The 17,454-nt window shown below is 75.4% G+C and carries 21 protein-coding genes; 13 read left to right on the forward strand and 8 right to left on the reverse strand.

The window, feature by feature from the left end:
- Positions 1–216: 216 nt before the first annotated feature.
- Both nhaA and O2V63_RS16265 read right to left on the reverse strand, forming a co-directional pair.
- Positions 217–1,614 (reverse strand): Na+/H+ antiporter NhaA, encoded by a 1,398-nt coding sequence (gene nhaA / locus O2V63_RS16260; RefSeq protein ID WP_269168593.1) that lies wholly within the window; start codon positions 1,612–1,614, stop codon positions 217–219.
- A 70-nt stretch (positions 1,615–1,684) separates the two neighbouring features.
- Positions 1,685–2,530 (reverse strand): aminotransferase class IV, encoded by an 846-nt coding sequence (locus O2V63_RS16265; RefSeq protein WP_269168594.1) that lies wholly within the window; start codon positions 2,528–2,530, stop codon positions 1,685–1,687.
- 40 nt (positions 2,531–2,570) lie between these two features.
- Between O2V63_RS16265 and O2V63_RS16270 the strand changes: the two genes are divergently transcribed.
- From O2V63_RS16270 to O2V63_RS16305, 8 genes are all read left to right on the forward strand, one after another.
- Positions 2,571–3,020, forward strand: a complete 450-nt coding sequence (locus O2V63_RS16270; RefSeq protein WP_269168595.1) for a Fur family transcriptional regulator — start codon at positions 2,571–2,573, stop codon at positions 3,018–3,020.
- Positions 3,017–4,129 carry a CAF17-like 4Fe-4S cluster assembly/insertion protein YgfZ gene (gene ygfZ / locus O2V63_RS16275; RefSeq protein ID WP_269168596.1) on the forward strand — a complete coding sequence of 371 codons (1,113 nt, stop codon included), beginning with the start codon at positions 3,017–3,019 and terminating at the stop codon, positions 4,127–4,129. The genes O2V63_RS16270 and ygfZ overlap by 4 nt, the downstream gene beginning before the upstream one ends.
- Positions 4,126–4,992 (forward strand): 3-keto-5-aminohexanoate cleavage protein, encoded by an 867-nt coding sequence (locus O2V63_RS16280; protein WP_269168597.1) that lies wholly within the window; start codon positions 4,126–4,128, stop codon positions 4,990–4,992. The genes ygfZ and O2V63_RS16280 overlap by 4 nt, the downstream gene beginning before the upstream one ends.
- Positions 4,989–5,552, forward strand: coding sequence for an RsiG family protein (locus O2V63_RS16285; protein ID WP_269168598.1), 564 nt, complete (start codon positions 4,989–4,991; stop codon positions 5,550–5,552). Before O2V63_RS16280 ends, O2V63_RS16285 begins: the two co-directional genes overlap by 4 nt.
- Complete coding sequence (locus O2V63_RS16290) at positions 5,552–6,553, forward strand: asparaginase (protein WP_269168599.1); 1,002 nt, start codon at positions 5,552–5,554, stop codon at positions 6,551–6,553. Before O2V63_RS16285 ends, O2V63_RS16290 begins: the two co-directional genes overlap by 1 nt.
- A 43-nt stretch (positions 6,554–6,596) precedes the next feature.
- On the forward strand, positions 6,597–7,097 hold the full coding sequence (locus O2V63_RS16295) for a helix-turn-helix domain-containing protein (protein ID WP_269168600.1): 501 nt from the start codon (positions 6,597–6,599) through the stop codon (positions 7,095–7,097).
- Positions 7,094–7,891, forward strand: a complete 798-nt coding sequence (locus O2V63_RS16300) for a hypothetical protein (protein ID WP_269168601.1) — start codon at positions 7,094–7,096, stop codon at positions 7,889–7,891. Before O2V63_RS16295 ends, O2V63_RS16300 begins: the two co-directional genes overlap by 4 nt.
- A gap of 138 nt (positions 7,892–8,029) precedes the next feature.
- Positions 8,030–8,317 carry a DUF2516 family protein gene (locus O2V63_RS16305; protein ID WP_269168602.1) on the forward strand — a complete coding sequence of 96 codons (288 nt, stop codon included), beginning with the start codon at positions 8,030–8,032 and terminating at the stop codon, positions 8,315–8,317.
- A gap of 24 nt (positions 8,318–8,341) precedes the next feature.
- On the opposite strand, the gene O2V63_RS16310 is transcribed toward O2V63_RS16305, so the two are convergent.
- Genes O2V63_RS16310 through O2V63_RS16325 form a run of 4 tightly spaced genes read right to left on the reverse strand, consistent with a single transcriptional unit; the run spans position 8,342 to position 11,108 of the window.
- A complete protein-coding gene (locus O2V63_RS16310; protein WP_269168603.1) occupies positions 8,342–8,545 on the reverse strand; it encodes a PspC domain-containing protein in 204 nt (67 codons plus the stop codon).
- A gap of 48 nt (positions 8,546–8,593) precedes the next feature.
- Entirely contained in the window at positions 8,594–9,403 is an 810-nt protein-coding gene (locus O2V63_RS16315) for a spermidine synthase (RefSeq protein ID WP_269168604.1), read from the reverse strand.
- 53 nt (positions 9,404–9,456) lie between these two features.
- Entirely contained in the window at positions 9,457–10,236 is a 780-nt protein-coding gene (locus O2V63_RS16320; RefSeq protein ID WP_269168605.1) for a maleylpyruvate isomerase family mycothiol-dependent enzyme, read from the reverse strand.
- A 26-nt stretch (positions 10,237–10,262) separates the two neighbouring features.
- Positions 10,263–11,108: a class I SAM-dependent methyltransferase gene (locus O2V63_RS16325; protein WP_269168606.1), complete on the reverse strand. Its 846-nt coding sequence runs from the start codon at positions 11,106–11,108 to the stop codon at positions 10,263–10,265.
- Between the two features lie 40 nt (positions 11,109–11,148).
- Here O2V63_RS16325 and O2V63_RS16330 point away from each other — a divergent pair, with 40 nt between their 5' ends.
- Positions 11,149–12,183, forward strand: a complete 1,035-nt coding sequence (locus tag O2V63_RS16330) for a UDP-N-acetylmuramate dehydrogenase (RefSeq protein ID WP_269168607.1) — start codon at positions 11,149–11,151, stop codon at positions 12,181–12,183.
- Positions 12,180–12,455, forward strand: a complete 276-nt coding sequence (locus O2V63_RS16335) for a hypothetical protein (protein WP_269168608.1) — start codon at positions 12,180–12,182, stop codon at positions 12,453–12,455. Before O2V63_RS16330 ends, O2V63_RS16335 begins: the two co-directional genes overlap by 4 nt.
- On the opposite strand, the gene O2V63_RS16340 is transcribed toward O2V63_RS16335, so the two are convergent.
- Entirely contained in the window at positions 12,452–12,925 is a 474-nt protein-coding gene (locus O2V63_RS16340; RefSeq protein WP_269168609.1) for a GNAT family N-acetyltransferase, read from the reverse strand. The two genes, O2V63_RS16335 and O2V63_RS16340, sit on opposite strands and share 4 nt — an antisense overlap.
- Before the next feature lie 60 nt (positions 12,926–12,985).
- Positions 12,986–13,768 (reverse strand): SDR family oxidoreductase, encoded by a 783-nt coding sequence (locus O2V63_RS16345; RefSeq protein ID WP_269168610.1) that lies wholly within the window; start codon positions 13,766–13,768, stop codon positions 12,986–12,988.
- 114 nt (positions 13,769–13,882) lie between these two features.
- Between O2V63_RS16345 and mshA the strand changes: the two genes are divergently transcribed.
- Genes mshA through O2V63_RS16360 form a run of 3 tightly spaced genes read left to right on the forward strand, consistent with a single transcriptional unit; the run spans position 13,883 to position 17,354 of the window.
- Positions 13,883–15,277 carry a D-inositol-3-phosphate glycosyltransferase gene (mshA, locus tag O2V63_RS16350; protein WP_269168611.1) on the forward strand — a complete coding sequence of 465 codons (1,395 nt, stop codon included), beginning with the start codon at positions 13,883–13,885 and terminating at the stop codon, positions 15,275–15,277.
- Positions 15,274–15,798, forward strand: a complete 525-nt coding sequence (locus tag O2V63_RS16355) for a YbjN domain-containing protein (RefSeq protein WP_269168612.1) — start codon at positions 15,274–15,276, stop codon at positions 15,796–15,798. The genes mshA and O2V63_RS16355 overlap by 4 nt, the downstream gene beginning before the upstream one ends.
- Positions 15,795–17,354 (forward strand): MFS transporter, encoded by a 1,560-nt coding sequence (locus O2V63_RS16360; protein ID WP_269168613.1) that lies wholly within the window; start codon positions 15,795–15,797, stop codon positions 17,352–17,354. Before O2V63_RS16355 ends, O2V63_RS16360 begins: the two co-directional genes overlap by 4 nt.
- Positions 17,355–17,454 lie beyond the last annotated feature (100 nt).

The following is a 17,454-nucleotide window of genomic DNA, read 5'->3' on the forward strand; positions in this document are numbered from 1 at the left end:
CTGTCCGGTTCTCGCCTGCCGCCATCGACGGACGGGCGGGAGTGCCGTCGCTCAGGTGCTGTGGGTCTTCCACAGGCTCTGAACGGGCGGCCCATCTGGACGGCGGCTAGCGGACAGCCACCTCACGTGTCCTGTAAGTCATCAACTTCGGGACCACCTCCTCTCTCGTGTGCCACGACGGTACGACGCGGAGGAGGGCTCGGCAACGACCTTTTCTCAGGTGTCGGACGACGGGCCGGCCGTCCGCCCGGGCGGGGGCGTGCCCTCCCAGTCCGGGTCGTGGGTCGCCTTGTCGTCCACGGTGCGGATCTGCTGGCCGTCCTCGGTCTGGTAGACGTCGGGCACGCCGTCCCGGTCGCGGTCCTCCGTCTCGACCGCGGCGATCCGGCGGTAGCGGCGGTCGCGCGTCTTGAGCAGGATCGAGGCCAGCACGGCCGCCGTCACGGTGCCGACCAGGACGCCGACCTTCACGTGCTCGTCGCGCAGCGAGCCCTCGCCGTAGGCGAGTGCGCCGATGAGCAGGGAGACCGTGAACCCGATGCCGGCGAGCATGGACAGGCCGATGACGTCGGGCCAGCCCAGCGACTCGTCCAGCTCGGCGCGGGTGAAGCGGGACACCAGCCAGGTGGCGCCGGTGATGCCGAGCGTCTTGCCGGCCACCAGGCCCACCACGATGCCGATGGCGACCGGGTCCGACAGCGACTCGACCAGGCCGGAGAAGCCGCCGATGGTGACGCCGGCGGCGAAGAAGGCGAACACCGGGACGGCGAACCCGGCGGAGATCGGGCGGATCCGGTGCTCGAGGTGCTCGGCCAGGCCGGGGCCCGCGTCCGGGCCGCCGGCGGCCTGGCTGCGGACGACCGGCACGGTGAAGGCGAGCAGCACCCCGGCGACGGTGGCGTGCACCCCGGACTCGTGCATCAGCACCCAGGTGATGACCGCGAGGGGGATGAGCAGCCACCAGGAGCGGATCCGCTTCTGCACCAGGAACCCGAAGACGGCGAGCGGGAGCAGCGACAGCAGCAGTGGCGTGACCGCCAGCTCGGAGGTGTAGAAGATCGCGATCACCGTGATGGCCAGCAGGTCGTCGACCACGGCCAGGGTCAGCAGGAACGTGCGCAGCGCGGTGGGCAGGTGGGTGCTGATCACCGCGAGGACGGCGAGGGCGAAGGCGATGTCGGTGGCCGTCGGGATGGCCCAGCCGCGCAGTGCGCCGTCGCCGGTGCCCAGGTTCACCAGCACGAACAGGACGGCGGGGACCACCATGCCGCCGACGGCTGCGGCGACCGGCAGGGCTGCCCGCCGAGGGTCACGGAGGTCGCCGGCGACGAACTCCCGCTTGAGCTCGAGCCCGACCACGAAGAAGAAGATCGCCAGCAGCCCGTCGGCCGCCCAGGTGCCGAGGGTGAGGTCCAGGTGCAGCGACTCGGGGCCCACCCGGGTGTCGCGCAGCGCCTCGTAGGACTCCGCCCAGGGCGAGTTCGCCCAGACCAGGGCGATCACCGTGCCCACCAGCAGGAGCGCCCCGCCGATGGTCTCCTTGCGGAGGATCGCGGCGATCCGCGTGGCCTCCGGGTAGGACCCCCGGCTGAACAGGCGGGTGGGTGTGGTCACGTGGCGGCTCCGTTGTGCAGGGTCGGGAAGAGAGTTGCCGACCAGACTTCCCGGCGCACCTCGATCGAGGTTACCGGGCCAGCAGCTCGCGCACCCGTCGGGACAACCCGGCGTCCCCATGGGGCACGTCGTCCAGCCGGGTGACCGTCGCGGCGCCGCGGATCCCGGACAGCAGCCAGACGGCGTCGGCCGACCGCATGTCCTCGACCGACCCCGGGGTGACGGTGGTCGGCCACCCGGCGGCCCCGGCCCGGTCGAACAGCCGGGCCTGGGTCGTCCCGGCCAGGATCCCGGTGTCCACCGGCGGGGTGTGCAGCCGGCCACCGGCGGCCCAGACGACGGTGGAGGTCGGGCCCTCCAGCAGCCGGCCCTCCACCGAGGTGAACACGACGTCGTCGGCGCCGACGGCGTGCGCGTGCCGCAGGGCCGCCATGTTCACCGCGTAGGAGAGCGTCTTCGCCCCGCCCAGCAGCCACGGGGCGGTGGCGCGCACGTCGGCGGGCACGCCGAGGGGGAGGCTGACCACGGCGATGCCCTGTTCCCGCTGCCGCAGGGTCTCGGCCGGCACCGGGGCCAGCAGGGCGAGCAGCGTCGGCGGCCCGTCGTCGCCGAGGCCGCGGGTGAGCAGCACCCGGCAGGCCCCCTCGACCTCGGCCGGCCAGTCGGCGACCCCGGCCGCCACCACGGCCCGGACGGCGTCGTCCCCGGGGTGGGCGAGCTCCATGATCGACGCCGAGCGGCGCAACCGGGTCAGGTGGGCGTCCAGGTGCGGGGTCGTCCCGCCGGTGACCAGCACCGACTCGAAGACGCCGTCACCCCGGCCGAGCCCCAGGTCGAACCCGGTCACCACCGGCTCGTCCGGCGCCACCGCCGTCGCCGTCCCGTTCCGCCAGACCACGACCCGCGCGCTCGTCACGACGTCCACCCTGCCGCATCGGCGAACTAGGCTCGGCACCGTGTCCGGACCGGAGAGCGCGCCCCCGTTGGCCGCCGAGCTGCGGGCCCGCGGCCTGCGGCTGACCAGCCAGCGACAGCGGGTGCTGGCGGCCGTCGCGGCGCTGGAGCACGGCACCCCGGAGGAGATCGGCGCCCGGCTGCGGGCCGAGGCCGGCCCGGACGGCGCGGCCCCGGACACCTCGACGGTCTACCGCACCCTGGAGCTGCTCGAACGGCTCGGCCTGGTCTGGCACACCCACCTGGGCAAGGGCGCACCGATCTACCACGCCGCCCAGCACCCGCACCTGCACGTCGTCTGCCAGTCGTGCGGCGAGATCCACTCGGTCGAGCCGGAGCTGCTCGACACTGCTGCGGAACGTCTGAGCGCCCAGCTGGGTTTCACCCTGGACGTGGGCCACGTGGCGCTGTCCGGCACCTGTCGAGCCTGCGCGGAGAAGGAGAACGCATGAACTCCCCCCTGTTGCAGCGCCCCGGTGCCGTCGCCCTCGACGTCGAGGGGGGTGGCTCGGTCGCGGCCCACTACGGCGAGCCCCTGCCCGAGCAGCGCCGGCTCGCCGAGGGGGCCGGCCTGGTCGACCGCAGCGACCGGGACGTCGTCGCCGTCCCCGGCCCCGACCGGCTGAGCTGGCTGCACGACCTCACCTCGCAGCACCTGCGCGCGATGCCCGACGGCACCGGCACCGAGGCGCTGTTCCTGGACCCGAACGGCCGGGTGGAGCACCACGCCGTGCTGGCCGAGCTGGCCGGCACCACCTGGGTCGACGTCGAACCGGGCACCGGTGCGGCGCTGACCGCCTGGCTGCAGAAGATGCGGTTCATGCTGCGGGTCGAGCCGGAGCTGCGCACCGCGGGCTGGGCCCTGCTCAGCCTGGTCGGGCCGCAGGGCGACGCGGTGCTCACCGCAGCCGGCTGGCCGGTGCCGTCCGAGGTGCACGAAGTGGCGCCGTTGGCGGACGGCGGCTGGGTGCGCCGGATGCCGGCGATCGGCGACGGGACGGCGGCGGTCGTCGACCTGCTGCTGCCGCGGGCCGAGGTGGCCGCGCGGGCCGACGCCCTGCTGTCCGCCGGTGCGGTGCTCGCCGGCCTGGACGCCTACGAGGCGCTGCGGGTCGAGGCCCGCCGCCCGCGCGCCGGGATCGACTCCGACCACCGCACCATCCCCAATGAGCTGGTCTGGCTGGACAGCGCCGTCCACCTGGAGAAGGGCTGCTACCGCGGGCAGGAGACGGTCGCCCGGGTGCACAACCTCGGCCGCCCGCCGCGCCGTCAGGTGCTGCTGCACCTGGACGGGATGAGCGAGGTGCTCCCCGCGCCGGGCACCCCGGTCACCGCAGGCACGCGTGAGGTCGGCCGGGTGGGCAGCGTGGTGCGCCATCACGAGCTGGGCGTGATCGGGCTGGCGCTGGTCAAGCAGTCCGTGGCACCCGACGCCGACCTGCGGGTCGGGGAGGCGGTCGCCGTCATCGACCCCGACGACGCCCCGGCGGCGCTGGACGACACCCGGGCGGCGGCCCGCGACCGCGTGCGCGCCGTCCGGTCTGCGACGATCGGCCGGTGAGCACTCCGGTCGGCGTCCAGGGCACCCTGCTGACCCTGGCACCGACCGGCGCCGAGTCGGTCAAGGCCGACGTCCCGGCGCTGCCGGTCACCGTCGACGAGGTGGTCGCCACCGCCCGCGACTGCCGGGCCGTCGGCGCCGCCGTGCTGCACCTGCACGTGCGCGGCACCGACACCCGGCCGACGCTGGACCTGCCCCGGGTCCGCGAGGTCGTCGCCGCGGTCCGGGAGGCCACCGACCTGGTCGTGCAGCTCTCGACCGGCGGCGCGGTCACCGACCCGGCCGAGGCGCGGCTGGCGGTGCTGGACGCCGAGCCGGACGCCGCCTCGCTCTCCCTGGGCACGGTCAACTTCGGCCGGGACGTCTTCTACAACCCCTGGGACCTCATCGTCGAGCTGCACACCCGGATGCAGCAGCGCGGGATCGTGCCCGAGTACGAGGTGTTCGACCTGGGCCAGCTGGCGACCCTCTCCCGGTTGCTCGACCGGCACGGGCCGCCCGCCGGCGGGCACGTGCACGTCGACCTGGTGATGGGGGTGCCCGGCGGGATGCCCGGGACGACGGCGGCGCTGGCCGCCTGCCTGCCGTTCCTCCCGCCCGGGGCCACCTTCGCCGCCACCGGCGTCGGCCGCACCTCGCTGCCGGTGATGCTGGCCGCGCTGTCGGCCGGCGGCCACCTGCGGGTCGGCATGGAGGACACGCTGACCTATGCCCCCGGCGAGTCGGTGCGCGACAACGCCCAGCTGGTCGCCCGCGCGGCCGGGCTCGCCCGGATCGCCCAGCGCCCGCCGCTCACCCCGACCGAGGCCCGGCAGCTGCTGGGCATCACGCGCGTCCCCACCACTGCGGAGGTCTCCCGATGACTGTCCCCTCTCCCGCCGGCGGCGCCGGCGTCGACGAGCTGCTCGACCCGTCCTTCCTGGACGGGGTCGAGGAGCTGCCGATGACCGAGGTCCGCGCGCTGCGGCACCGCGCCGAGCAGGAGGAGGTCAACCTCTCCTACACCCGGCGGCTGCTCCAGGGCCGGCTGGACATCGTCCGTCGTGAGCTGCAGCGCCGGGCCGAGCACGACGGGCGCTCCCTGGTCGACCTGCTGCCGGAGATCCTCGCGGAGAAGGGCCGTGGCCCCGCGCACGGGCTCGGGCGGCACCAGACCGTCCAGCCGACGTCCCCGGAGCAGTTCGAGACCTGGGTGAACGGGTTGGCGCCGGGGGTCGACCTGTCCGACGTCCCGTCCCTGCCCGACGACCAGCTGGAGCAGGCCGCCCGGGCGCTGGGTGAGGGGGAGCGGACGCTGTCCGAGCGGCGCCGCGGCGTGCAGCAGGTGATGGACACCGTCGCCGGTGAGCTGGCCCGCCGCTACCGCGAGGGCCTGGCCGACGTGGCGCAGCTGCTGGCCGACGAGTCCCGGCACCGCGCCTGATGGGTGACCACCTGAGCCAGTGGGCCGACGAGCCCGTCCTGGTCGAGGTGTGGCGCGCCGGCCTCGGGGTCGACGTGCTCGAGTCGGTGCACCGGGGGGCGCTGGTCGTGCTCGGTGCCGACGGCGCACCGCTGCTGGAGGTCGGCGATGTCACCCGGCCGGTGCTGCCGCGCTCGTCGAACAAGCCGGTGCAGGCCACCACGTACCTGCAGGCGGGCTGGCAGCCGCGGGACGACCGGGAACTGGCCCTCGCGGCCGCCTCGCACAGCGGTGAGGACGAGCACCGCGCGCTGGCCGGCGAGCTGCTCGCCGCCGCCGGGCTGGGCCCGGACGACCTGGGCTGCCCGCCGGCGCTGCCGCAGCACGAGCGCACCCGGGCGGAGTGGCTGGTGGCCGGCCGGGCGCCGGAGCGGCTGGCGATGAACTGCTCGGGCAAGCACGCGGCGATGCTGGCCGCCTGTGCGGCGGCCGGCTGGCCGACCGCCGGGTACCTGGACCGCGAGCACCCGCTCCAGCAGGCGATCGAGGCCCGGCTGGGCGAGGCCGCGGGGGAGCCGGTCGCGGCGGTCGTGGTCGACGGGTGCGGTGCGCCGCAGCACGCGATCTCGTTGACCGGGCTGGCCCGCGGCGTCCTCTCGCTGGTGCAGGCCGAGCCCGGGACGCCGGGGCGTCGGGTCGCCGACGCGATGCGCGCGCACCCGTGGCTGGTGGCCGGCACCGGCCGGGAGGACACCGAGCTGATGCAGGCGGTGGACGGTCTGCTGGTGAAGGGCGGGGCCGACGGGGTGCACGTCGCGGCGCTGCCGGGGGCCGGGGCGGTCGCGTTGAAGCTGGACGACGGCGGGGACCGCGGCCGGGCGCCGGCGCTGGCTGCGGGGCTGCAGCGGCTGGGGGTGCCGGCCGAGACGCTGGCCCGGTGGCTGGTCACGCCGGTGACCGGCGGCGAGGGCGTGGTGGGCGAGGTCCGGGCGGCCGCGGTCCTCGGTGAGGCGAGCCGCTAGCAGCCTGCTTGCAGCAGCTAGCACATTGGGTTACCGTGGGTTTGTGCAGCGACCCACGGAGTTCGTCCGGGAGCAGGTGACCGCGGTCCGCGAGAGCGTGGCGACCGCGGCCGCCGAGGCCTCGACGGTGAACACCACCGTCAGCTCCTCGGTGGGCGAGTTCATCCGCAGCCAGCGCAACGCCGCCCAGGTGTCACTGCGCGAGCTGTCCCGCCGGGCCGGTGTCAGCAACCCCTACCTGTCCCAGGTCGAGCGCGGGCTGCGCAAGCCCTCCGCCGAGATCCTGGCGCAGATCGCCCGCGGCCTGAAGATCTCCGCGGAGACGCTCTACGAGCAGGCCGGGATCCTCGACCGGCGGTCCGGCACGGCCGGCACCGTGGCCGCCCTGCGCGCCGACGAGGCGCTCTCCGAGCGGCACAAGGCCGTGCTCCTGGAGCTGTACGAGACCTACACCCGGGAGCACGCCGCACACCTGGCCCGTGAGCAGGCGGCCGCTCCCACCACCACCGCACCCACCCCCACTCCCCAGGAGGAGACGGCATGAGCCGCACCGACACCCTGAAGAACCAGACCCTCAAGCAGCAGGGCGAGACCTTCGTCCGTACCGGCCTGCTGGCCGCGCTCGGCGCCGGCGACGTCGCGGTCGACCGTGCTCGCACCGTCGTGGGCACGTTCCGCACCCGCGCCGAGGCGCTGCCCGGCGAGGCCCAGGTGCAGGCCGACCTGGCCGGCAAGGAGGCACGCAGCCGCGTCGAGGCCGCCCGCACCCGCGCCGCCCAGGCGGCGGCCGAGGCCCGGGTCCGCGCCGAGCAGGCCCGCGGGGTCGCCACCACCGTCCGCCCGGAGACCGTGCTCGGCACCGTCACCGGCCTCGTGGAGGGCGCCCGCACCCAGGCGCTCGGCGCGATCGAGGAGCTGGCCGGTCGCGGCGAGAAGGTCGTCGACGAGCTCCGCACCCAGCCGGTGTTCCGCAAGGTCGTGGCCCGTACCGAGCGGGCCGTCGACGCCGTCGAGGACACCGTCGAGGACGTGCTGGAGGAGACCGGCGAGACCGTCGGCAAGGCCTCCGACGAGGTCACCTCGGTCGCGCAGAAGGCCAAGTCGCGCACCGACAAGGCCGTCGACGCCGCGCAGCAGGAGACCCAGGAGGTCGCCGACTCGGCCAAGCGCAGCGCCCGGGAGACCGCCGCCCCGGCGAAGAAGGCCCCGGCCAAGAAGGCGGCCGCCAAGCGCACCACCAAGGCCACTCCGGCGACCGTCGCCCCGGTGATGTCCGAGGGCACCACGCTGCCCGACCCGCTGGCCGTCCCGGCGAAGAGCACCGACGCCACCAGCTGACACAGCGCTGAGCACCGCGCCCCGGCGCCCGCACTGCGGGTGTCGGGGCGCAGTGCTGTCACCCCGAGGGGTCAGGGCCGGCGGGTGCCGCGAGGGTCGAGGCGCCGCCGCGACGCCCGGCGCGCCTATCCTGCTGACATGGCTGGCATCGACGGGCTCATCAACCTCGTCGTCTTCTACGCGACCCTCGCCCTCGCGGTGTGGGCCTTCATCGACGCGATCATCCGACCGGCCGCCGCGTTCGTCGCGGCCGGGAAGCTGAGCAAGCCCGGCTGGATGGCGATCACCGGCATCGCGACGCTGGTCCTGCTCTGGCAGGGGCCGCTCAGCTTCCTGGGCCTGCCGGCCGTGATCGCCGCCGTCGTCTACCTGGTCGACGTGCGCCCCACGGTGCGCGGCCTGCCCCGGGGCAACTCCAGCTGGTGAGCTCGCCGCCCCCGGACCGGGCGGTCAGCGCCGGTCGTCGCGGGGCATGACGACCCACAGTGCGACGTAGGCGATGAACTGCGGGCCCGGGAGCACGCAGGAGACGACGAACGCCAACCGCAGGCCGTTGCGGGAGAGGCCGAGGCGGCGGGCCAGGCCGGCGCACACCCCGGCGATGACCTTGTGCTGGGTGTCGCGGGTGAGCCGTCGTGATGCGGGAGCGGTCATGGCCCGACCCTAGGCCGGGGGCCGGGCAGGTGCACCCCCCTCAGGCGCTCAGTCGAAGATGCCGGCCGGCGGCGGGGGCGAGGGCTCGGCCACGGCGTCGCTCACCGGTACGGCCTGCCCGACGAAGCGGTCCAGCTCCGCGCCGCTGACCACCCGGGAGGGCATCGGGTCGCCGGCGCACCGGCGGGTGAGCCCGGCGATCGGCAGCTCAGCTGCGGACGCGACCGCCACGGTGTTGCCGAACCGGCGCCCGCGCAGTGTGCCGGGCTCGGCGAGCAGGGCGACGTGGCCGAAGACGGCCCGCAGGGTCGCGGCCTCGGCGCGGGCGAAGCGCAGCGGCGGGCCGTCGGAGACGTTCCACGCCGTGGTGCCGCCGGGGCGCAGCACCCGGGCCACGTCGGTGGCGAACTCCACCGTGGTCAGGTGGGCGGGGGTCCGGGCCCCGGCGAAGACGTCGACCAGGACGACGTCGGCGCTGGCGTCGGGCAGCGCGGCAAGCCCGGTCCGGGCGTCGATCCCCCGGACCCGGACGCGGGCGTTCCGGGGCAGCGGCAGCTCGCGGCGCACCAGCTCGGTGAGCGCCTCGTCGAGCTCCATCACCCGCTGCGCGGACCCGGGGCGGGTCACCGCCACGTAGCGGGGCAGCGTCAGCGCGCCCCCGCCCAGGTGCACCACGTCCAGCGATCGGCCGGGTTCGGCGACCAGGTCGAGCACGTGGCCCATCCGCCGCACGTACTCGAACTCCAGGTACGTGGGGTCGGTCAGGTCGACGTGCGACTGCGGGGTGCCGTTGACCAGCAGCTGCCAGGAGCCGTCCCGGTCGGCGTCGGCCAGCAGCTCCGCCGTCCCGCCTCCCACCTCGGTAGCGCCCGGGAGTGCGGTGAGGTGCCCGCGGTCGCGTCGGCCCACGGTCAGCGGCCCCGCAGCAGGGCCTCGGCGGCCCGGTCGCCGTGCACGGTCACCGGGGCCGGGCGGCCCCACAGGTGCAGGAGCAGCTGGGGCGCCGTCCCGGACAGCTGGGCGTCGGCGGACGCGGTCGCGCCGTCGGTGCACCGGACGGCGCCGTCGGCCACCTCCACGGTCCAGCCGCGGTCCAGGTCGGTCGCGGTGACACCGACGGACGCCTGGGCGGTGACCAGCGGGGCGGTGTGCTGCCAGCGGGGGAGGACGACGGCCAGCAGCTCGTCGACCCCGTCACCGGCCAGCACCGGGTCGACGGGGGCGTGGTCCAGGGACGCGGCCGCCTCCAGGTCCTGCCGGTGGACGGTGTGCTCGTGCGCCTGCCGCCGGGCCCAGTCGCGCGCGGTGCGGCCGGCAGCTGGGCTCATGTGCCAGGCGGGCGCGTCGGGGTCGGTGGTGCGCAGCGTGGCGACCAGCTCGGTGAGGCCCAGGGCGTACCAGCCGTGCAGGTCGTCGTGCGGCGGGGCGATGCCGTCGTAGGAGCCCGGGGGGCGGGTGTGCCCGGCCCGCAGGATCCCGGTGACCCAGCGGTGCACGGCACCGAGGTGGGCGATCAGGTCGCGGGCCGTCCAGCCGGCCACCCACGGCACCTCGGTCTGCAGCCCACCGGCGGCCGGGGTGCGCCCGGCGTCCAGCTCCTGGGCGAGCACCCCGATCCGCTCGCCGCCCTGCACGACGGCGGTGATGCACCGGTCGTGCAGCTCGTCGGGAGCGAGCAGGGGGGCGGGCACCCCGTCATGGTGCCGCACGGGGCGGGTCAGGTCGGCGCGACCGCCGACCAGCGGACGCTGACCTCGCCGTGCTTCCACCGCCGGGCCGGGGCCACCAGCGGCCAGCCGTCGTCGGCGAGCGCCCCGACCGCGGCGGCCCAGCGCTGTCGCGGGCCGAACGTCGACAGCCCGGCCGCCGAGGCCCAGGCGGTGTCGAAGGCGGTGAGGAAGGCGTGCACCGGCTGCCCGGGCACGTTGTGGTGGATCAGCGCCTTGGGCAGCCGTTCCGCCAGGTCGGAGGGGCGCTCCAGGTCCGACACCCGGGCGGCCAGGGTCAGGGTGAGCGGGCCGTCCTGGTCCAGGGCCACCCAGGTCGCCCGTCGTCCCCACTCGTCGCAGGTGCCCTCGACCAGCAGGCCCCCGGGTGCCAGCGCGGCGCGCATCGTGTCCCAGGCCCGGCCGGCGGACTCCTCGTCGTACTGACGCAGCACGTTGAACGCCCGCACCAGCACCGGGCGCAGGCCGGCCAGCTCGAAGCCGCCGAGCCGGAAGTCCACCCGCGGCGGGTCGCGGTCGTCGGCCACGGCGGCCACCCGCTCGGGGTCGATCTCCAGGCCGACCACCTCGAGCCGGTTGACCTCGGGGGCGAGCCGGTCGACCAGCTCCAGCGTGGTCACCGCCGACGCGCCGTAGCCGAGGTCGACGACCAGCGGCCGGGCGGCGTCACGCAGCCGGGCCACCTGGGTGGCCACCAGCCAGCGGTCGACCCGACGGAGCCGGTTGGCGTTCGTGGTGCCCCGGGTCGGCAGCCCGAGGGCGCGGGCGCGGCCCGCCGCCAGCCGGGGGGCCTTGCGGACGGGTGGCAGCGACGCACGCTGGGTGTGGTCGCTCACGGTGCACGAGGTTAGTCGTGGCGCCGATTACGGTGGTGGCGTGCAGGTACGCCATGACGCCCGGCTGGCGGACCTGACGACCCTCGGGGTCGGCGGTCCGATCGAGCGGTTGGTCGAGGTCACCGGCCGCGACGAGCTGGTGGCCGCCGTCCGGGACGCCGACGACGCCGCCCGCCCGCTGCTGGTGCTCGGCGGCGGCTCGAACATCGTGGCCCCGGACACCGGCTGGCCCGGCGACGTGGTGCTGGTGCGCACCCGGGGCATCTCCCGCACCGACACCGCTGACGGCGTCGAGCTCGAGGTGGAGGCCGGTGAGCCCTGGGACGACCTGGTCGCGCACACCGTGGCCCAGCAGCTGGCCGGGATGGAGGCGCTGTCCGGCATCCCCGGCTCGACCGGCGCCACCCCGGTGCAGAACGTCGGCGCCTACGGCCAGGAGGTCGCGGCGCTGATCACCTCGGTGCGGGTGTACGACCGGTCCGCCGGGGCCGAGCGGGTGTTCCTCCCCGCCGAACTGGGCTTCGCCTACCGGGACAGCCGGCTCAAGCAGCAGCCCGGCGCGTACGTGGTCCTCTCGGTGACCTTCCTGCTGCGGTCCTCGGGGCAGTCGAGCCCGGTCAGCTATGCGGAGCTGGCCAAGGCGCTGGGCGTCGACCTGGGGGACACCGCGCCGCTGGCCGCGGTACGGGACGCCGTGCTGGCCCTGCGCCGCGGCAAGGGGATGGTCTGGGACCCGGCCGACCCCGACTCGCGCAGCGCCGGCTCGTTCTTCACCAACCCGGTCGTGCCGGTCGGCACCGCGGTGCCCGAGTGCCCGTCCTGGCCGGCCGGGATCGGCGCCGACGGCGCCGCGCAGGTGAAGCTGAGTGCCGCCTGGCTGGTGCAGCACTCCGGCTACGGCCGGGGCACCCGCGCGGGCCGGGTCGGGACGTCGTCGCGGCACAGCCTGGCGCTGACCACCGAGCCCGGCGCCACCGCAACGGAGCTGATGGCCTTCGCCGACCGGGTGGTCGCTGCGGTGCGGGAGCAGTTCGGCGTCACCCTCGTGCCCGAGCCGACCGCGGTGCGCCCGTGAACCCGGCCGAGTCCCTGCAGCTGGGCGCCCTCTACGACGCGCTGCGCACCCCGGCCCCCATGCCGGCCGCCCCCGCCCAGCTGACCGGGTGGATGGCGCGCGTGGAGGCCGACGCCGCGCTGAGCGGGCTGATCTCCCGGGTGCTGAACTCCGGGAGCGCCACCGAGGCCGAGGTCGCCGACGCGCAGGCGCTGTTCGAGAAGAGCGGCACCGCCGCCGACCCGGCGCGGGTGGCCCGCGCCTACGACGTCCTGCACCGGACCGCGGACTAGGACAGTGCCCGGGAGAGCGTGACCTGCTCCTCGGCGTAGCCGAGCCGGGCGTACAGCTCTCGCGCCGAGTGGTTGGCGCTGCCGGTGTCGAGGGTGACCCGGTGCAGCCCGCGGGAGCGCGCCCATGCCTCGACCGCGGCGACCAGCAGGGTGCCGACGCCTCGGCGGCGAGCGCCGGGCGCGACCACCAGCTCACCCAGGTAGACCTCGCGTTCGCCGCTGAAGTGCCGCCGCGCGCTCGCCCCGGCGAACCCGAGCACGCCCTCCTCGGCGCTGGTCGCGGCCAGCAGCAGGTGATCGTCGTCGGCGGCGGCCCGGCAGGCGTCGGCCACCCAGCTCGCCGCCGCGGCGGTCGCGCCGTCCGTGGGTCGCCACGTCGCGATCCCGGCGGTGAGCTCGCCGGCCAGCGCCTGCACCGCGTCGTGGTCGGCGGGGACGGCCGGGCGGATCGTCAGTGGGAGACCGCGCACGGGCCGATCATGTCGGACGGGAACGTCTCGATCAAAGGGATCGTCCGGGGCATCGGCGGCCTACTCCTCGCGGTGCACCTTGTGCTGGGCGGCCTGGGCGCGGGGCCGGACGACGAGCAGGTCGACGTTCACGTGGTGCGGACGGGTGACCGCCCAGGCGATGCAGTCGGCGACGTCGGCGGCGACCAGCGGCTCGCGCACCCCGCGGTAGACGGCGTCGGCCTTCTCCTGCGACTTCGTGCGGTTGAGCGAGAACTCCTCGGTCTTGACCATCCCCGGCGCGATCTCGACCACCCGCACCGGCTCGGCCACGAGCTCCAGTCGCAACGTCTCGGCCAGCGTGTGCACCCCGTGCTTGGCCGCGGTGTAGCTCGCCCCGCCCTCGTAGCTGATCAGCCCGGCCGTCGAGCCGACGAACACCAGGTCGCCGGCGCCCGAGGCCCGCAGCGCCGGCAGCAGCGCCTTGGTCACCCGCACCGTCCCCAGCACGTTGACGTCGTAGGTGCGCTCCCAGGACTCCAGGTCGGCGTCGGCGACCGGGTTGCTGTCGAACGCGCCGCCGGCGTTGTTCACCAGCACGTCGACCCGGCCGAGCCCGTCGGCGAGGGCGGCGACGGAGGTGGGATCGGTCACGTCCAGCTGCACCGCCCGGCCGCCGATCCGCTCCGCGAGCTCGGTCAGCCGGTCGATGCGGCGGGCGGCCAGCACGACGGAGAACCCGTCGGCCGCCAGCCGCTCCGCGGTCGCGGCACCGATGCCGCTGGAGGCGCCGGTGACGACGGCGACGCGGCCCGACCCGGCGGAGGGCGCGCTGGAGGACGACGGGGCGACGGGGCTGGACATGTGCCCATCCTGGCGCTGTTGCAGACTGGGACGACGACAGGGTGTCCCGACCGGGCCGCCTCAGCAGCCACAGCAGGCCTCAGTGGCCCCAGGTGCCCGAGCGGGAGGAGCTCCGTGCCCGCTCGCCGCTCCCCACGCCAGCCCACGCCGTGGCGGGCCGGCGCCGCGCCGGAGCCTGCCGCGCCGGTGCTGCCGCGTCGGGTCGCGACCCTGTCGGTGCACACCAGCCCGCTGGAGCAGCCGGGCGCCGGTGACGCCGGGGGCATGAACGTGTACGTGGTCGAGGTCTCCCGCCGGCTGGCCGACCGTGGGATCGCCGTCGACGTGTTCACCCGGGCCACCTCCAGCGAGCAGCCGCCGGTGGTCGAGATGAGCCCGGGCGTCACCGTGCGGCACGTGAACGCCGGTCCCTTCGAGGGTCTGGGCAAGCAGGAGCTGCCCGCCCAGATGTGCGCCTTCACCGCCGCGGTGCTGCGCGAGGAGGCCCAGCACGAGCCGGGGCACTTCGACGTCGTCCACTCCCACTACTGGCTGTCCGGCCAGGTCGGCTGGCTGGCCCGCGACCGCTGGGGTGTGCCGCTGGTGCACTCGGCGCACACCCTGGCGAAGGTGAAGAACGCCGCGCTGGCGGAGGGCGACGAGCCCGAGCCGCGCACCCGGGTGATCGGTGAGGAGCAGGTCGTCGCGGAGGCCGACCGGCTGGTGGCCAACACCGCCGAGGAGGCCCGGCAGCTGGTCGACTTCTACGACGCCGACCCCCGCCGCACGCTGGTCGTCCCGCCCGGCGTCGACCTGGAGTGCTTCCGGCCCGGTGACCGCCGCGGCGCCCGGGCCCGGATCGGGGTGGCCCCGGACGCCGTCGTCCTGCTGTTCGTCGGCCGGATCCAGCCGCTCAAGGCCCCGGAGATGCTGCTGCACGCCGCGGCCCGGATGCTGGCCGCCGACCCGGCCCTGCGCGACCGGCTCGAGGTGCTGGTCGTCGGTGCGCCCAGCGGGTCGGGGCTGGCCGAGCCGCAGCGGCTGCAGGAGCTCGCGGTCACCCTGGGCGTCTCCGACGTGGTCCGCTTCCTGCCGCCGCAGGCACCCGCGCAGCTCGCCGACCACTACCGGGCCGCCGACGTCGCCGTCGTCCCCAGCCACAACGAGTCCTTCGGTCTCGTCGCGCTGGAGGCCCAGGCGTGCGGCACCCCGGTGGTCGCCGCGGCGGTCGGCGGGTTGCCCACCGCCGTCGACGACGGCGTCTCCGGGCTGCTGGTCGCCGGCCGTGACCCGGAGGCCTACGCCGCGGCCATCCGCCGGGTGCTGGCCCGCCGTGAGCTGCTCGCCGCCGGCGCCCGTCGGCACGCCGCCGCGTTCAGCTGGGACCGCACCACGGACTCGCTGGTCGACGCCTACGCCGCGGCGATGACCGAGATGGGCCGGCGCCGGGTGCGCCGGGCACACCGGGCCGCCGAGGCCGTGCGGGTGCTGACCGGTGGGAACAGCCTCGGGGGCCGGGCCCGGCGATGAGCGAGCGCAGCATCCCCGAACTCGACGCGGTCGTCGAGGAGACGCTGCGCGCGGCCGGGCTGGAGTACGAACACCCGGGGTCGGGTCGCTTCGTGGTCACCCTGCCCGGCACGAAGAAGCTCAAGACGGTCGTCGGGCTGACCATCGGCGCACACGCGCTCACCATCGAGGCGTTCGTCTGCCGGCAGCCCGACGAGAACCGGGAGCAGCTGTGGGCCTGGCTGCTGCAGCACAACGCGCGCAGCTACGGCATCAGCTATTCGATCGACAGCGTCGGTGACGTCTACCTGACCGGCCGCCTCCCGCACGCGGTGATCACCCCCGAGGAGATCGACCGGCTGCTCGGCTCGGTGCTCACCTACGCCGACGACCACTTCAACACCCTGCTGGAGATCGGCTTCGGCACCTCGATCCGCCGCGAGTGGGACTGGCGGGTCAAGCGCGGGGAGTCGCTGCGCAACCTGGAGGCCTTCGCCGCCTTCGCCGACCCGGCCCGGCGGCCCCGGGACCCGCAGGGGTGAGCACCACCGAACGCCCGGCACCGGCGACCGACCAGCTGCCGCCGGGCTACGAGCGCCGCTGGTGGGTGCTCGGCACGATGATCGTCTGCCTGCTCATGGTGATCATGGGCAACACGATCCTGAACGTCGCGCTGCCCACCCTGCAGCGGGAGCTCGACGCCACCCAGGGTGAGCTGCAGTGGGCGATCGACTCCTACATCCTGGTGTTCGCCGGGCTGCTGTTCAGCTGGGGCGTCATCGGCGACCGGATCGGCCGGCGCAAGGTGCTGCTGGCCGGGCTGACGATCTTCGCGTTCGGGTCGGTGCTGGCCGCCTTCAGCGACTCGGCGCTCCAGCTGATCGGCTGGCGGGCGCTGATGGGCGTCGGGGGCGCGGCGATCCAGCCGGCCACCCTCGCCGTGATCACCAACGTCTTCCCCTCCGGCGAGCGGGGCCGGGCGATCGGCCTGTGGGCCGGTGCCTCCGGGCTCGCCGTCGCCGGTGGGCCGCTGGCCGGTGGCCTGGTGCTGGAGCACTTCTGGTGGGGCGCGGTCTTCCTGCTCGGTGTCCCGGTCGCGGCGGTCGGCGCGGTCGGCGTGCTGACCGTCGTCCCCGAGTCCAAGGACCCAGACCCGGGTCGGCTCGACGTCCCCGGCGTGCTGCTGTCCATCGCCGCGCTGGTCGGGGTGGTCTACGGGATCATCCGCGGCGGCAGCGAGGGCTGGGGCGAGCTGCAGACCTGGGGGCCGCTGGCCGCCGGCGTCGTCCTGCTGGTCGTGTTCATCTGGTGGCAGCGGCGCACCGCGTACCCGGCGCTGGACGTGTCGCTGTTCCGCAACCCGGCCTTCTCCGCGGCGGCGGGGGCGCTGGCGCTCAACTTCTTCGCCCTGCAGGGGGCCACGTTCTACCTCGTCTACTACCTGCAGGGCGTGCGCGGCTACTCCCCGCTGGAGAGCGGGGCCTCGCTCGTGCCGGTCGCCCTGGGCATAGCGCTGACCGCGCCGCGCACCTCGCGGCTGGCCGAACGATTCGGGGCCAAGGCGGTCTGCGCCACCGGCTTCACCCTGATCGCGCTCTCCTTCGCCGGCATCCAACTGCTGGACGCCGATGCACCGGTCTGGCTGGTGCTCGCCGACCTCGCGCTGCAGGGCATCGGCATGGGCGCGGTGATGGCCCCGGCGACCGAGTCGATCATGTCCGTCGTCCCGCGGGAGAAGGCCGGTGCCGGGGCGGCCGTGAACAACGCGGTGCGCCAGGTCGGCGGTGCGCTCGGCGTGGCGATCCTCGGCTCGGTGCTGGCCACCTCCTACGCCAACCGGCTCGGGGACGACGTCCTGGCGCTGCCCGCCGGGGCGCGGGACCAGGCCGGTCAGTCGATCGTGGCGACGTTGTCCGCCGTGGCGGACGCCGAGGCAGCCGGCGGGGAGACCGCAGCAGCTGCTGCGGCCGTCGTCGACCCGGCCCGGGAGGCGTTCGTCGGTGCGATGCACCTGACCGCCGTCGGCACCGCGGGCGCCGCGGTGATCGCCGCGATCGTCGTCCTGGTCTGGCTCCCCGGCCGGCGCCGCACCAGCTGAGCCGTCCGTCCCTCGCGCGACCGGGTGTCACCCCGGCGGGGCCCTCCCGGCCGCCCGGCCGGGCACGCTCCGTCGAGGAGTGACCCGTCCCACGCCTGCT

The sequence above is a fragment of the Modestobacter sp. VKM Ac-2977 genome, assembly GCF_026968045.1.
In the GTDB taxonomy this organism is placed as follows: Bacteria; Actinomycetota; Actinomycetes; order Mycobacteriales; family Geodermatophilaceae; genus Modestobacter.